The sequence below is a fragment of the Pseudomonas paraglycinae genome (assembly GCF_021601625.1).
GTDB lineage: Bacteria > Pseudomonadota > Gammaproteobacteria > Pseudomonadales > Pseudomonadaceae > Aquipseudomonas > Aquipseudomonas paraglycinae.
In genome coordinates, this window is record NZ_BQHR01000003.1 from 318,153 (window position 1) to 332,644 (window position 14,492).

The 14,492-nt window shown below is 61.4% G+C and carries 12 protein-coding genes; 3 read left to right on the plus strand and 9 right to left on the minus strand.

Translation table 11 applies throughout. The features are described 5' to 3' along the window. The first annotated feature begins 262 nt into the window (after positions 1–262). Positions 263–2,203: a BCCT family transporter gene (locus L6D82_RS06115; protein WP_236188449.1), complete on the plus strand. Its 1,941-nt coding sequence runs from the start codon at positions 263–265 to the stop codon at positions 2,201–2,203. Between the two features lie 248 nt (positions 2,204–2,451). Here the strand turns inward: L6D82_RS06115 and choV are convergent, their stop codons facing one another. The 3 genes from choV to L6D82_RS06130 form a co-directional block, all read right to left on the minus strand. Further along, the gene (gene choV, locus L6D82_RS06120; protein ID WP_085746648.1) at positions 2,452–3,630 is read right to left on the minus strand and encodes a choline ABC transporter ATP-binding protein; all 1,179 of its coding nucleotides are present in this window, start codon (positions 3,628–3,630) and stop codon (positions 2,452–2,454) included. Then, positions 3,627–4,472, minus strand: a complete 846-nt coding sequence (gene choW, locus L6D82_RS06125; RefSeq protein ID WP_007959749.1) for a choline ABC transporter permease subunit — start codon at positions 4,470–4,472, stop codon at positions 3,627–3,629. The genes choV and choW overlap by 4 nt, the downstream gene beginning before the upstream one ends. 67 nt (positions 4,473–4,539) lie before the next feature. Beyond that, positions 4,540–5,487 (minus strand): choline ABC transporter substrate-binding protein, encoded by a 948-nt coding sequence (locus tag L6D82_RS06130; RefSeq protein ID WP_085746647.1) that lies wholly within the window; start codon positions 5,485–5,487, stop codon positions 4,540–4,542. Between the two features lie 434 nt (positions 5,488–5,921). Between L6D82_RS06130 and L6D82_RS06135 the strand changes: the two genes are divergently transcribed. Further along, a complete protein-coding gene (locus tag L6D82_RS06135; protein WP_007959754.1) occupies positions 5,922–7,298 on the plus strand; it encodes an L-serine ammonia-lyase in 1,377 nt (458 codons plus the stop codon). 445 nt (positions 7,299–7,743) lie between these two features. Then, complete coding sequence (gene gbdR, locus L6D82_RS06140) at positions 7,744–8,847, plus strand: choline metabolism transcriptional regulator GbdR (protein WP_011336300.1); 1,104 nt, start codon at positions 7,744–7,746, stop codon at positions 8,845–8,847. A gap of 77 nt (positions 8,848–8,924) precedes the next feature. Here gbdR and L6D82_RS06145 read toward each other — a convergent pair whose 3' ends face one another. From L6D82_RS06145 to choX, 6 genes are all read right to left on the minus strand, one after another. Continuing rightward, a complete protein-coding gene (locus tag L6D82_RS06145) occupies positions 8,925–9,185 on the minus strand; it encodes a hypothetical protein (protein WP_007959758.1) in 261 nt (86 codons plus the stop codon). A gap of 273 nt (positions 9,186–9,458) precedes the next feature. Next, positions 9,459–10,622 carry a gamma-butyrobetaine dioxygenase gene (locus L6D82_RS06150; protein WP_236188368.1) on the minus strand — a complete coding sequence of 388 codons (1,164 nt, stop codon included), beginning with the start codon at positions 10,620–10,622 and terminating at the stop codon, positions 9,459–9,461. A gap of 24 nt (positions 10,623–10,646) precedes the next feature. Continuing rightward, on the minus strand, positions 10,647–11,123 hold the full coding sequence (locus L6D82_RS06155; protein WP_064380221.1) for a thioesterase family protein: 477 nt from the start codon (positions 11,121–11,123) through the stop codon (positions 10,647–10,649). A gap of 238 nt (positions 11,124–11,361) precedes the next feature. Continuing rightward, positions 11,362–12,327 carry an L-carnitine dehydrogenase gene (locus L6D82_RS06160; protein ID WP_236188369.1) on the minus strand — a complete coding sequence of 322 codons (966 nt, stop codon included), beginning with the start codon at positions 12,325–12,327 and terminating at the stop codon, positions 11,362–11,364. A 70-nt stretch (positions 12,328–12,397) separates the two neighbouring features. Further along, positions 12,398–13,285, minus strand: a complete 888-nt coding sequence (cdhC, locus tag L6D82_RS06165) for a 3-dehydrocarnitine:acetyl-CoA trimethylamine transferase CdhC (RefSeq protein ID WP_064380223.1) — start codon at positions 13,283–13,285, stop codon at positions 12,398–12,400. Between the two features lie 75 nt (positions 13,286–13,360). Then, positions 13,361–14,305, minus strand: a complete 945-nt coding sequence (choX, locus tag L6D82_RS06170; RefSeq protein ID WP_007959767.1) for a choline ABC transporter substrate-binding protein — start codon at positions 14,303–14,305, stop codon at positions 13,361–13,363. Positions 14,306–14,492 lie beyond the last annotated feature (187 nt).

Sequence of the window (14,492 nt, forward strand, 5' to 3'; positions counted from 1 at the left end):
GTTGAATGGGCAAGACGCTCAAGGCCAGGTTTCGGATGAACGTCCATGCCTCGGCCACGACGGCGATTCGCGATGCCATCTCTGCAGGTTCGGGCTTTTTTCGGGGTGTCTTTATATCACCCGCCGGTCGGCTGCCAACTAACCGATTGGTCGGGTTCCGTGTTGCCTTGTGTTCTTCTCTCGCACTGCCTGGAGCATTTGTGCCATGAGTTCTGCCTCGCTTATAAAGACCCCGCCCGAGAAGGTGACGGTCAACGGTTGGGTGTTCTACACCTCTACCGCGCTGATTCTGTTGTTGACCGCCATTCTGATCATCGCCCCGCAAGAGGCCGGCAGAATGCTGGGAGTGGCTCAGGCCTGGTTGTCCCGCAGCTTCGGCTGGTACTACATGGTGGTGATCGCCGCTTACCTGGTTTTCGTGGTCGGCCTGGCGTTTTCCTCCTACGGCAAACTCAAACTGGGTAGCAAGGACGACACCCCGGATTTCAGCTACGGCGCCTGGGCGGGGATGCTGTTCTCGTCGGGTATCGGTATTTCGCTGCTGTACTTCGGTGCATCCGAGCCACTGGATCACTACTTCAATCCGCCGGAAGGTGCGTCCGCGACCAACATGGCGGCACGTCAGGCCGTTCAGCTGACTTTCCTGCATTGGGGCCTGCACGGCTGGGCGATCTATGCGCTGGTCGGTCTGGCCGTGGCCTATTTCGCTTACCGTCATAACCAGCCGCTGGCCCTGCGTTCGGCGCTGTACCCGCTGGTGGGCGAGCGTTGGGTCAAGGGCGCAGCCGGTCATGCGGTGGACGGCTTCGGCATGTTCGTGACCCTGCTGGGTCTGGTGACCAACCTGGGGATCGGCTCGCTGCAAGTGTCTTCTGGTCTGGAAAACCTGTTCGGCATGGAACACAGCAACACCAACCTGCTGATCGTGATCATCGTGATGAGCACCGTGGCGACCATCGCTGCCGTGTCCGGTGTGGAAAACGGCATCCGTCGTCTGTCCAACCTGAACATCATCCTGTTCAGTGGCCTGCTGATTTTCGTCCTGCTGTTCGGCCCGACCCTGCACTTGCTCAACGGCTTCGTGCAGAACATCGGCGACTACCTCAACGGCGTGTTGCTGAAGACTTTCGACCTGTACGTCTATGAAGGCGACAGCGAGAAATCCGACCGCTGGCTGGGCCTGTGGACTCTGTTCTACTGGGCGTGGTGGATTTCCTGGGCCCCATTCGTCGGCATGTTCATCGCGCGTATTTCCCGTGGTCGTACCGTGCGTGAGCTGGTGGCTGGTGTGCTGCTGATTCCGCTGGGTTTCACCCTGGCGTGGCTGTCGATCTTCGGTAACTCGGCGCTGGATTTGGTGATGAACCAGGGGGCGGTGGAACTCGGCAAGACGGCGCTGGAGCAGCCGTCGATGGCGATCTATCAGTTGCTTGAACACTACCCGGCGTCGAAAGTCGTGATCGGTGTGTCGATCTTTGTTGGTTTCGTACTGTTCCTGACCCCGGCCGACTCCGGCGCGGTGATGATGGCGAACCTGTCCTGCAAGGGCGGCAACGTCGACGAAGACGCCCCGCACTGGCTGCGGATCTTCTGGTCGGTCGTGATCACTCTGGTGACCATCGGCCTGCTGTTCGCCGGTAACTTCGAAGCCATGCAGACCATGGTGGTGCTGGCCGGTCTGCCGTTCTCGGTGGTCCTGGTGTGCTTCATGTTCGGCCTGCACAAGGCGATGCGCCAGGACATGCAGATCGAACAGGAGCAGGCGCAACTGGCTGAACGCGGTCGTCGTGGCTTCAGCGAGCGCCTGACCCAGCTGGACCTGCAACCAAGCCAGTCGGTGGTTCAGCGTTTCATGGACAAACACGTCAGCCCGGCGCTGGAAGATGCCGCTGCGCAGATGCGTGCACAGGGTCTGGAAGTGCAGACGCTGCTGGGCAAATCCAAGCGCTGCATGGGCGTGCGGGTCGAGATGGAAGAGGGCAACCCTTTTGTCTACGAAGTGAGCCTGGACGGCTACCTGGCAACCCCGAGCGAGTCGGTCCAGTCCGATGAAGCGCGCCAGCGTTTCTACCGCGCCGAGGTGTACCTGCACAACGGCAGCCAGGACTACGACCTGATGGGCTTCACACAGGATCAGATCACACGCGATGTGCTCGATCAGTTTGAAAGCCATCGGCAGCTCCTTGGCCGGGTGTATAGCTAAAGTCAAAAGCTCCCTCACCCCCGCCCTCTCCCGGGGGGAGAGGGAGCCGACCGAGGTGTCTTGCGTTGTACATCGACCTGAAAAATCGAGTCGATTATGGATTCGGTGAAGCAAGATCAGGTCGACGTATATCTGCAGCATCCCCCAATCAGTTCCCTCTCCCTCTGGGAGAGGGTTAGGGTGAGGGGACTTTCCCTGACCCAATAAAAAAGGGATCGCTCACCGCGATCCCTTTTTTTCATCCCGCCTTACCCCAGGTTCTTGCCGAGCAGCGCGTGATACAGCTCGCTGTCCCCAAGAATCCCCACCACATGGTTGTTGTCGTGCAGCACCAGTTTGTTGCCGGTCTGGTAACGGATCTGCAAGGCGTCGCGCATGCCGATGTTCGAGTCCACCAGCGTCGGTTTGCGCTCCAGCCCTTCCACGGCTTGCCCCGGTGCCCAGTTCTGCAGGTTCAGCACCGAACCGTTCTGCCGCGCACCCTTGATGGTGTTGCCTTCGGCCAGATCCAGCCACGAGTCGCCACCCGGATCCAGGCACACTGAACCGTTGATGCGTTTGCAGTTGTCCAGGGTGCGCATCAGGCTGCGACCGCACAGCACGTTCAGCGGGTTGGTGTGGGCGACGAAGGTGCGCACGTAATCGTCCGCCGGGTTGAGCACGATCTCTTCCGGCACGCTGTACTGGATGATCCGGCCGTCTTTCATGATCGCGATGCGGCTACCGAGTTTCAGCGCCTCGTCGAGGTCGTGGCTCACGAACACGATGGTCTTGCTCAGCTTGCGTTGCAGTTCCAGCAGTTCATCCTGCAGGCCCTGACGGATCAGCGGGTCGAGGGCCGAGAACGGTTCGTCCATCAGCAGAATGTCGGCGTCCATCGCCAGCGCGCGGGCCAGGCCGACACGCTGCTGCATGCCGCCGGACAGCTCGTCGGGCTTCTTGTTGCGCCATTGGGTCAGGCCCACCAGTTCGAGTTTTTCATCGACCAGCTTGCGCCGTTCCTTCTCCGGGCGACCCTGCATTTCCAGACCGAAACTGATGTTCTCGCGCACCGTCAGCCACGGCATCAGAGCGAACTTCTGGAACACCATGGCGATGCGTTTGGTGCGCATCATTTTCAGCTCGGCCGGGGTGCAGGAGGCGATGTCGATCTGCTTGCCTTCGTGTTCGACGAACAGCTTGCCGCGGCTCACGGTGTTGAGGCCGTTGATGCAGCGCAGCAGGCTCGACTTGCCGGAGCCGGAGAGGCCCATCAGCACGCAGATTTCGCCTTTGTTGATGTCCAGGCTGGCCTTTTCAACGCCAACGATCTGCCCGGTCTTTTTCAGGATCTCACTGCGGGTCAGGCCTTGATCGAGAAGTTTCAGTGCTTCGCGCGGATCCCTGGTGAAGATCACGTCAACGTTATCGAAGCGAATTATGCTCATGCGTCACCCCCTACTTTGGCGTCGGGTTGTTTGCAGATACGGTCGAGCATGATCGCCAGCAGTACGATCGCCAGGCCCGCTTCGAAGCCCAGGGCGATATCAGCAGTGTTCAGTGCGTTGACCACCGGTTTGCCGAGTCCGTCGGCGCCCACCAGTGCCGCGATCACCACCATCGACAGCGACAGCATGATGCACTGGGTGATGCCGGCCGCGATGCTCGGCATGGCGTGAGGCAGTTCGATCCGTGAAAGCAGTTGGCGACGCGAGCAGCCGAAGGCCTTGCCGGCGTCCATCAGTTCTTGCGGGACATCGCGGATGCCCAGGTAGGTCAGGCGGATCGGCGCGGCGATGGCGAACACCACCGTCGAGATCAGGCCCGGCACCACACCCAGCCCGAAGAGGGTCAGGGTAGGAATGAGGTAAACGAAGGTCGGTACGGTCTGCATCAGATCGAGTACCGGCCTCATCAAAGTGTAGAACATCGGTTTGTGCGCGGCGACGATGCCCAGCGGCACGCCAATGACCACGCAGACCAGGGTCGCGAACATGACCTGGGCGAGGGTTTCCATGGTTTCCTGCCAGTACCCCAGGTTGAGGATCAGCAGAAAGGAGGCTACCACGAACGCGGTCAGGCCCCATTTGCGTTGAATGAAGTGGGCCAGCAGGGCGATGAGGCCGATCAGCACCAGCGGGTTGAACCAGGTCAGCGCAAACGTCACGCCGTGGATCATCGTTTCCAGTGTCACGGCGATTGCGTCGAAGGTGTTGGCGCCGTGTTGCGTCAACCATTCAACGAAGCCCGCGATGTACTGGCCTAAAGGGATTTTCTGATCAATCAGCATGGTAGTGAACGTCCGCATGCAAGGAAATAAACAGCCCGGACGGGACTAGCCCGCCCGGCATAAGCGATTACTGGGCAATCTTGGCTTTCACGGCCTCCAGGCCAGGTTTACCGTCAATGGTGGTCACGCCAGCGAGCCAGGTATCGAGCACCTGTGGATTCTTTTTCAGCCAGGCCTTGGCGGCCGCGTCAGGCTTCATCTTGTCGTCCAGGATGTTGCCCATCAGTTCGCTTTCCATGTCGACGGTGAACTCCAGGTTTTTCAGCAGCTGGCCTACGTTGCTGCATTCCTCGGCGTAGCCCTTGCGGGTGTTGGTCGCCACGGTGGCGGCGCCGAAATCCGGGCCGAAGAAGTCATCGCCGCCGGTCAGGTACTGAATCTTGAAGCGCTTGTTCATCGGGTGCGGCGCCCAGCCGAGGAACACCACGGCGGTGTCGCGTTTCTGCGCGCGGTCGACCTGCGACAGCATGCCCGCCTCGCTGGATTCGACGACCTTGAAGCCGGCGTCTTTCAGGCCGAAGGCGTTCTTGTCGATCATGCTCTGGATCAGACGGTTGCCGTCGTTGCCCGGCTCGATCCCGTAGATCTTGCCGTCGAGTTCTTTCTTGAATTTGGCGATGTCGGCGAAGTCGTGCAGACCCTTGTCATACAAGGCTTGCGGAACGGCGAGGGTGTACTTGGCGCCCTTGAGGTTGGTGCGCACGGTTTCCACGGTGCCGGCGTCGCGGTAGGCCTTGATGTCGTTTTCCATGGTCGGCATCCAGTTGCCGAGGAACACGTCCATGTTCTTGCCGTCGGCCAGCGACTTGTAGGTCACGGGGACGGAAATCATGGTGGTCTTGGTCTTGTAGCCGAGGGCCTGAAGCACGACGGAGGTGGTGGCGGTTGTCGCGGTGATGTCGGTCCAGCCGACATCGGAGAAGTTCACGGTACTGCACTGCGCCGGTTCTGCGGCTTGAGCCAGTAACGGCAGACTCAGCATGGCGGCCAACAACAACGACGGGGAACCTTTCATGAATGGACTCCTTGGTGTTTTTTTTGGCAGTGTTCCGATTGGACCACCGCACTTATGGGTTGCGGTTGGATGGCGTTCTGGAGACAGCTCTACCGCAGCGCCTTGCAATCGAGTCGATACGATCATGTACCAGTGAAAATCTGACGCCTACAGGGTGCGTCGTATCCAGTACAGGGATGGTCGCATCCAGTGTCAGTGACGTCGTTTACAGCTTTTTTCTGCCCTGTCTGGCCATCTGAACCGCATAAAAACGGCGAAAACACGGGCTGAAACCGGCACGGCGTTAGTGGGCATGAGTACGTCGGTGTCAGACGCCGAACGACCCGGGAAAAGCCCGATGATGCGGGCATTCCGGCGGATCGCAGCTTGAGCGTAGCAGCTCCGCCAGCGGGCGCTTCACGCCCCGGACCGGCACTCTCAGGAGCTCTGCAGCAATGGCTATCAGCGTTTTCGACCTGTTCAAAATCGGCATTGGCCCTTCCAGTTCCCACACCGTCGGGCCCATGCGCGCCGCGGCCCTGTTCGTCGAGTCGTTGCGCGACAAACATCTACTGGAGCAGGTGCGCCGCATCGAGGTGCAGCTGTTCGGTTCGCTGTCGGCCACCGGGGTCGGTCACGGCAGCGACAACGCGGTGATCATGGGCCTGATGGGCGAGTGGCCGGACGCGATCGACCCGTCGCAGATCGGCCCGCGGATCCAGGCCTTGCGTGAAACCCACACGCTGTTGCTCGACGGTCGTTTGTCGGTGCCCTTTATATGGGGCCGCGACATGCGCCTGATCGACGAGAACCTGCCGTTCCACCCCAACGCCATGACCCTGGTTGCCGAAGGCGATCACGGCGAGCTGCATCGCGACACCTACTATTCGGTCGGCGGCGGTTTTGTGGTGGACGAGGCGCAAGCCTCCAGCGGTGTGGTGGATCTGGATCGCACCGAGTTGCCTTACGATTTTTCCAGCGCGGTGGAATTGCTGGAACTGTGCAAGACCCACAACCTGCGCGTGGCCGAACTGATGATGGCCAACGAGAAGGTCTGGCGCAGCGAAGAGGAAATCCGCGCCGGCCTGATGAAACTCTGGCGGGCGATGCAGGATTGCGTCGAGCAGGGCCTCAAGCACGAAGGCATCCTGCCCGGCGGCCTCAACGTGCGCCGCCGCGCGGCGAAGTTGCACCGCAGTCTTCAGGAATTGAACAAGCCCAATGTGATCGGCTCGACCCTCAGCGCGATGGAGTGGGTCAACCTGTTCGCCCTGGCGGTGAACGAGGAAAACGCTGCTGGCGGACGCATGGTAACGGCGCCCACCAATGGCGCGGCGGGGATCATTCCGGCGGTGCTGCATTACTTCATGAAATTCAGCGAGGCGGTGACCGACGCCAACGTGGTCGATTACTTCCTCGGGGCGGCGGCGGTGGGGATTCTGTGCAAGAAGAACGCTTCGATTTCCGGCGCTGAAGTCGGCTGTCAGGGTGAAGTCGGTTCGGCCTGCGCAATGGCGGCGGCAGGGCTGGCGGAAATCCTCGGTGCGAGCCCTGAGCAGTTGTGCAACGCGGCGGAAATCGGCCTGGAACACAACCTCGGTCTGACCTGCGATCCGGTGGGTGGCCTGGTGCAAGTGCCGTGCATCGAGCGCAATGCGATTGCGGCGGTGAAGGCGATCAACGCGGCGCAGATGGCCTTGCGTGGGGACGGTCAGCATTTTATTTCGCTGGACCGGGTGATCCGCACCATGCGCGATACCGGCGCCGACATGCATGACAAATATAAAGAGACATCGCGGGGCGGGTTGGCGGTCAGCGCGGTTGAATGCTGATTCCTTCGATAACCTCGGACCAGTCAAAACTGCGCACCAAGTGAGCATTGGCAATAAAACGCGCCACCTTTTGGCGCGTCGCTATCAGATAAGAGTCTTTCCCACCTCCAGCGCCTGATTTGCAGGCGCTACCGTCCGTCACCCGTGCCTGCGGTGACACTGTAGGACAATCGCGCGCAGGCCAGTTCCCACAAGTGCTACCGATTTGCTCACACGCTCCGGGGCAGGGCTTTCGCGGCCGCTGATGGCACTTCGAATTACCTCTCGTTGGAGCGCTTGTATAGACGCGTCGCGACGTCGTTTTCAGGAGTTATTGAACAGCCATTCAATTTTAGGCATGGCAATTGCTCTGTCATAACAAAGCCCGTCTCACGCAAGAGAACGATGGCAATAACAAGAGCCTCCGCCTGAGGCCATCACCCGCTTTGTGTGAGGAGATACCGCGATGACGTCGTTCAACTCCGGGGCTCAACCCCAGAACCGTGCGCCTCAATCCATCGGCTTTCTGCTGCTGGACAATTTCACGCTGATTTCCCTGGCATCCGCAGTCGAACCCCTGCGCATGGCCAACCAGTTGTCCGGTCGCGAGCTGTATCGCTGGACCACCCTCACTGTCGATGGCGGCCAGGTCTGGGCCAGTGACGGTCTGCAGATCACCCCCGACGCCTCCATGCACAAAGCCCCGGCCCTCGACACCGTTATCGTGTGCGGCGGGATCGGCATTCAGCGCACCGTTACCCGTGAACACGTCTCGTGGCTGCAAAGCCAGGCGCGTCAGTCCCGTCGCCTCGGCGCCGTGTGCACCGGCAGCTGGGCCCTGGCCTGCGCCGGCCTGCTCGACGGCTTCGATTGCAGCGTGCACTGGGAATGTCTGGCGGCGATGCAGGAAGCTTTCCCGCGCGTTGCGATGAGCACCCGGCTGTTCACCCTCGACCGTAACCGTTTCACCAGCTCCGGCGGCACCGCGCCGCTGGACATGATGCTGCACCTGATCAGCCGCGATCACGGCCGTGAACTGTCCGCCGCGATCTCGGAAATGTTCGTCTACGAACGTATCCGCAACGAGCAGGATCACCAGCGTGTGCCGCTCAAGCACATGCTCGGCACCAACCAGCCGAAATTGCAGGAAATCGTCGCGCTGATGGAAGCCAACCTGGAAGAGCCGATCGACCTCGACGAACTGGCGGTGTACGTCGCCGTGTCCCGTCGTCAGCTCGAGCGCCTGTTCCAGAAATACCTGCATTGCTCGCCGTCGCGCTACTACCTCAAGCTGCGCCTGATCCGCGCGCGACAACTGCTGAAGCAGACGCCGATGTCGATCATCGAAGTGGCGTCGGTCTGCGGGTTCGTGTCGACACCGCACTTCTCCAAGTGCTACCGCGAATACTTCGGCATTCCGCCGCGTGACGAGCGCGTCGGCTCCAACACCACCCAGCAGGTGGCGATGATGCCGCTGCCGCAGGCCATCGTGATGTCGCCGTTGTCCGGGCCGATGTCGGCGTTGAGCCAGGCACGCAACGAGTCGACCTTCGCCAGCGTGCGCCTCTAAAACGAAAGATCGCAGCCTGCGACAGCGCCTTCAGGAAGGGCACTGTCGCAGGCTGCGATCTTTTTTTCGGTCAGATGTCAGGCGCGGGTTTGCTGATACTGCGCCAGGGCCGGCAGCAACTGCTTGTCGATGGCTTCGCGCACGGTCGGCTGAATGCTCGCGCTGCTGGTGTACATCTGCTTGACCATGGTGCGCAGCGTGTTGGCCCGCACATCGTCCAGACCCCGCACCGCGCACTCGCAGGCCTGCTGGGCAGTGGAGCCCGACGGTACTTCGAATCCCAACGACTTGAGCTGGCCCAACAGGTCTTCCTGATCGATCAAATCGGCATACATCATGACGCGAATCCTTCTTCGGCAACGGAGGTCGTGGCTCGATTCTGGTAGGCCTGCCCAGGCACGGCAAGGGCGATTTGTCGCAGTGGCCGCGACAACTATGAACAGGTCGTTTTCGGCTAACTCGCCGTCAAGGGGAGTGGGCACACTGGCCTCAGCTTGCTTCACGAAGGTTTGGTCACCCTCGCCACGGCAGCTCCTCAACAGTACCCTCGCCCCGATCCTGTCACGGCTTGTATCGGGGCTTTTTTTGCCTGCGAATTACGATGATGCGGTCTAGCGTTGCAACACCAGAATCCGCGACAGCAACTCGTCTCGGTCGATGTAGCAGCCCTGGAAATGCCGGGCCCCGGTGGTCGGGTCGAACGCATTGCGCGCGTGCAGGGTGCGGCGGTTGTCGAAGCACCACAGCTCGCCCGGATTGAGTCGTTGCATGACCCGGAAACGTGGCTCGCGGGTCATGGCGATGAAGCGCCGGTAAGCGCGATACAGCAAGGGCATTTGCTCCACAGACGTGTCGAACGCCCCGCGCAGAAAGTTGGCCATGCGGATTTCTGCGACCCGGCCCAACGCGTCCGGGGCGATGATCGGCGCCAGGCAGCGATAATCGCTGTGGCGGTCCTTGTTGCGAAACTCCACCGGGATCTCGCACAGCGCCTGAAACGACGCGGGGTCTTCCTGACGCAACGCTTCGGCAATCGCAAAACCGTCGACGAAAATGCTCTCGCCACCCTCGGCGTCGTTCACCAGACAATGCAGAAATTGCAGCCCCGGTTGCAGCTCGCGGGTCGGCAGATCCGTGTGCAATGGCAGGTTGAAAGCGGTGTAGGCATTGCTGTCGGCATCGGCCTTGGATTGCACGTTGAACAGCACGCCGAAGTTGCTCTCGCGGATGAACGAAATGCGCTGGGCGATCAGCTTCAGCGAGCCGGGTTCGGTGGGCGCGCCACGCACCTGAGTCAGACCGATATCGCGTACTGCCAGCAACCATTGCAGCAACGCGGCGTTGTCGTTCATCAGGGCTGAGTAGTCGAACACCGGCAACTGCAAATCGCTGCGCCACAGGAAGGGTTTCGGCTTGGAGGCGAGGCGTTCGGTGCGCGATTCATCATCGTAGGCGTGGGCCCGCAGCCAGCCGGCATCGAAGCGGCTGAGGTGGCCGTCCTGCCAGTCGATGCGCAGGCAGCCATCGGTGTCGATGTGCGCGGCGGAGGGCGACAGATCCTGCGTCGCATCGACGATCTCGAACACCTGCTCGCGGGTGACGCTGTAGACGCAGTGCGGACACGGACAGTTGTCCCGCAGCCACACGTGGTGGAACGGGCTGACGCGCCCGTCGGCCCATTCGATCAGGACGCGATCCGCCAGGTTCTGCACGCCGTTCAGCGCGCTGATCAACGGATAAGTACGGAAATCGGCAACTGCAGCGGCGGTGTGCATAGTGGCTCCTTGCGATGGATGAGTTTACCGGGCTGGGGGCAGGGCGATGACCCGGCCGATGTAAGCCGGGGCGGGCAGGTCGGCCTGCTCGGCGACGATGGCTTGCAGACGGCCCAGGGTGTCCGGGGTAAATGGTGCGGAGCGCGGCCCGGCGAGGTCGACGTGCAACAGCATCTGTTCGTTGCCGGCCAGCTCCTTGTCACCGCCGGCCAGGTGCAGGCTGTGATAGAGGTGCAGGCGTTTCTGATCGTGGCCGATGATCTGCGTGCGCACTTCGACTTCGGCGTCGAGCTTCACTTCGTGCAGGTAATTGAGGTGCAGTTCGAGGGTGAACAGCGAGTGACCGCTGGCTTCGCGGTTGTTGCTGTCCATGCCAAGACGATCCATCAGGGCGTCGGTGGCGTAGCTGAAAATCAGCAGATAGAAGGCGTCGCGCAGGTGGCCGTTGTAGTCGACCCAGTCGGGGATGATGCGGGTTTGGTAGGTGGTGAGGGTGGGCATGATTGGGTTCCGCTGGAAGTTGGTGTTCAAGATCAAAAGCTACCCCCTCACCCCAGCCCTCTCCCTCAGGGAGAGGGGGAAAGGGAGCCGATCTTCAAGCTTTTCGAGAGCTGAGTTCGACTTGGGATTTTCAGGTCGGCGTAGCTCGTACATTCACCGCGGTCAGTCCCCTCTCCCCTTGGGCGGTCCGACGTTTCGGGAGGGTTAGGGTGAGGGCAGCGGTCTCAAGCCAGACACATCACTCGCTGAAACTCATTCCATGCTTTTCTTTGGTGGTCTTCACCGCCTCAAGCACCGCCAGCAAGCAATCATCACGATAGCGCTCCAGCGCCGAAATACTGTGCCGACCCAGTTGATCGCTGGTGCCATCCACCACATCGTCGATCAACTTGTCGGTCAGTTCCGGTGCCGGCAGGTATGTCCATGGCAGTTGCAGCGCCGGGCCGAACTGCGACATGAAGTGGCGCATACCGGCATCGCCACCGGCCAGTGTGTAGGTCAAGAACGTACCCATGAACGACCAGCGCAGACCGGCGCCAAAGCGGATTGCATCGTCGATTTCACCGGTGGTCGCCACGCCGTCGTTGACCAGATGCAGCGCCTCGCGCCACAGCGCTTCGAGCAGGCGGTCGGCGATGAAGCCCGGCACTTCCTTGCGCACATGCAGCGGGCGCATGCCGAGGGATTCGTAGACTTTCATCGCCGCTTGAACCGCTTCCGGCGCGGTGTTCTTGCCGCCGACCACTTCCACCAGTGGCAGCAGGTAAACCGGGTTGAACGGGTGACCGACCACGCAGCGTTCCGGGTGGGTCGAGCTCTCGTAGAATTCGCTCGGCAGCAGGCCGGAAGTGCTGGAACCGATCAATGCATTCGGCTTGGCCGCCGCGCTGATTTTGCTGTGCAGCTCCAGTTTCAGTTCGAGGCGTTCCGGGGCGCTTTCCTGGATGAAGTCCGCATCGCGCACGCATTCTTCAATGGTCGCGACAAAGCGCAGGCGATCCTGTGAAGCGCCCGGCGCCAGACCGTTTTTCTCCAGCGCACCCCAGGCGTTGGCCACGCGTTTGCGCAGCGCCGCTTCGGCACCCGGCGCCGGGTCCCAGGCCACCACGTCGAGGCCGTGGGCGAGGGAGCGGGCGACCCAGCCGCTGCCGATGACGCCGCTGCCCAGTGCTGCGAAGGTTTTGATTTCGGTGATAAAGCTCATGGTCACTTCCTGGAATGAGGCAAAAAAACGGTGGGCGTCAATGGCCCGCCCACCGGGGGAAAGGGTGATTTCAGCCGCGCTGGGTCAGGCCCATTTTCTTGCGACCTTCAGCCGGGGTCAGCACGCGGGCGCCGAGGCGGCTGAGGATCTCAGTGGCGCGTTCGACCAGTTGGCCGTTGGTCGCCAGCACGCCTTTGTCCAGCCACAGGTTGTCTTCCAGACCGACTCGCACGTTGCCGCCGAGCAGCACCGCTTGCGCGGCCATCGGCATCTGCATCCGGCCGATGCCGAACCCGGCCCACACCGCATCGGCGGGCAGGTTGTCGACCATGGCTTTCATGGTGGTGGTGTCGGCCGGCGCGCCCCACGGGATGCCCAGGCACAGCTGGAACAGCGGATTGTCGAGCAGGCCTTCCTTGATCATCTGTTTGGCGAACCACAGGTGGCCGGTGTCGAAAATCTCCAGCTCCGCCTTCACGCCCAGCTCGGTGATGCGTTTGGCGCCGGCGCGCAGTTGCGCCGGGGTGGAGACGTAAATGGTGTCGCCGTCGCCGAAGTTCAGGGTGCCGCAATCCAGGGTGCAGATTTCTGGCAGCAGTTCTTCGACGTGGGCGAGGCGGGTCAGCGGGCCGACCAGATCAGTGTTCGGGCCGAACTCCATCGGGTTCTCGCCCGGGCCGATTTCCAGGTCGCCACCCATGCCGGCGGTGAGGTTGACGATGATGTCGACGTCGGCTTCGCGGATGCGCTCCATGACTTCGCGGTACAGCGCCACGTCACGGCTGAACTTGCCGGTCTGCGGGTCACGGACGTGGCAGTGCACGACCGTGGCGCCGGCCTTGGCCGCTTCCACCGCAGCTGCGGCGATCTGTTTCGGGGTGACCGGCACGTGAGGGCTCTTGGCGGTCGTGTCGCCAGCACCGGTGAGTGCGCAGGTGATGATGACGTCGTGGTTCATGGTGCGTTTTCCTTCAGGCGTGATGGGTCTGTTCGCAGCCCGTGGCGGGCTGCGAAGTGGTTCGTTCGTTGCGGTTTATTTGCTGGTGAGCTGGAGGTTTTCAGCCGCCGGTTTGCCATCGAAGGTGGTGACGCCTTCGAGCCAGCGCTGTTTGTCCTGCGGGTGATCCTTGAGCCATTGCTTGGCCGATTCGAAAGCGTCCTTGTGATCGAGCAGCGGCTGCATCATCCGGCTCTCGTCTTCGGCGGTGAACGTCAGGTTGCTCAGCAGGCGACTGACGTTCGGGCATTGTTCGGCGTATTTCGGCGCGGTCACGGTCCATACGGTGGCCATACCTTCATTCGGGCCGAGGGCGTCGTCGCTGCCGGTCAGATAAGTCATCTGCACGTTGACGTTCATCGGGTGCGGTGCCCAGCCGAAGAACACCACGGCTTCCTTGCGGCGCACTGCGCGATCGACGGCGGCGAGCATGCCGGCCTCGCTGGATTCCACGAGCTGGAACTTGCCGAGGCCAAACTGGTTCTTGGCGATCATTGCCTTGATCTGGGTGTTGGCGCCCGAGCCTGGCTCGATGCCGTAGATCTTGCCGCCCAGTTCTTTCTCGAACTTGGCGATGTCGGCGAAGGTTTTCAGGCCCTTGTCCGCCAGGTAGGTCGGCACGGCGAGAGTGGCGCGGGCGTCCTTGAGGCTTGGCGCTTCAAGCACCTTGACCTGATTGGCGTCGACGAACGGGGTGATGGTCTGGGTCATCAGCGGGTTCCAGTAGCCGAGGAACAGATCCAGGCGCTGGTCGCGTATACCGGCGAAGACGATTTGCTGAGAGGCGCTGGTCTGTTTGGTGCTGTAGCCGAGGCCGTCGAGCAGAACCTGGGCCATGGCACTGGTGGCGATCACGTCGGTCCAGTTCACCACGCCCATGCGCACGTTCTGACACGATGCGGAATCGGCCGCCATGACACTGGCGCTTAAAAACGCGGTACCGCTGAGTGCGAGAACACAGCTGCTGATCAGTCGTTTCATGTCGGGTTCCTCGGCAGGTCGTTATTGTGGGTTCCGGCATCTGTCGTGCCGGTGATGCTCAAATTACGCAGCAATGCCCCCGCAAAAACGCACAGCGGCGACCAGCTCTTGCACTGCAGCGACCTGTGCTCTTGAATGCCGCCGACAACTGGCGTATCAACGTTGCACGCTACCCGCTGACCGAGTG

What these genes read in the sequence shown, in the direction of transcription:
- choV (WP_085746648.1), bottom strand. Translation starts at nt 3,630, where the DNA reads ATGAGCATAATTCGCTTCGATAACGTTGACGTGATCTTCACCAGGGAT.
- choW (WP_007959749.1), bottom strand. Translation starts at nt 4,472, where the DNA reads ATGCTGATTGATCAGAAAATCCCTTTAGGCCAGTACATCGCGGGCTTC.
- L6D82_RS06130 (WP_085746647.1), bottom strand. Translation starts at nt 5,487, where the DNA reads ATGAAAGGTTCCCCGTCGTTGTTGTTGGCCGCCATGCTGAGTCTGCCG.
- L6D82_RS06135 (WP_007959754.1), top strand. Translation starts at nt 5,922, where the DNA reads ATGGCTATCAGCGTTTTCGACCTGTTCAAAATCGGCATTGGCCCTTCC.
- gbdR (WP_011336300.1), top strand. Translation starts at nt 7,744, where the DNA reads ATGACGTCGTTCAACTCCGGGGCTCAACCCCAGAACCGTGCGCCTCAA.
- L6D82_RS06145 (WP_007959758.1), bottom strand. Translation starts at nt 9,185, where the DNA reads ATGATGTATGCCGATTTGATCGATCAGGAAGACCTGTTGGGCCAGCTC.
- L6D82_RS06150 (WP_236188368.1), bottom strand. Translation starts at nt 10,622, where the DNA reads ATGCACACCGCCGCTGCAGTTGCCGATTTCCGTACTTATCCGTTGATC.
- L6D82_RS06155 (WP_064380221.1), bottom strand. Translation starts at nt 11,123, where the DNA reads ATGCCCACCCTCACCACCTACCAAACCCGCATCATCCCCGACTGGGTC.
- L6D82_RS06160 (WP_236188369.1), bottom strand. Translation starts at nt 12,327, where the DNA reads ATGAGCTTTATCACCGAAATCAAAACCTTCGCAGCACTGGGCAGCGGC.
- cdhC (WP_064380223.1), bottom strand. Translation starts at nt 13,285, where the DNA reads ATGAACCACGACGTCATCATCACCTGCGCACTCACCGGTGCTGGCGAC.
- choX (WP_007959767.1), bottom strand. Translation starts at nt 14,305, where the DNA reads ATGAAACGACTGATCAGCAGCTGTGTTCTCGCACTCAGCGGTACCGCG.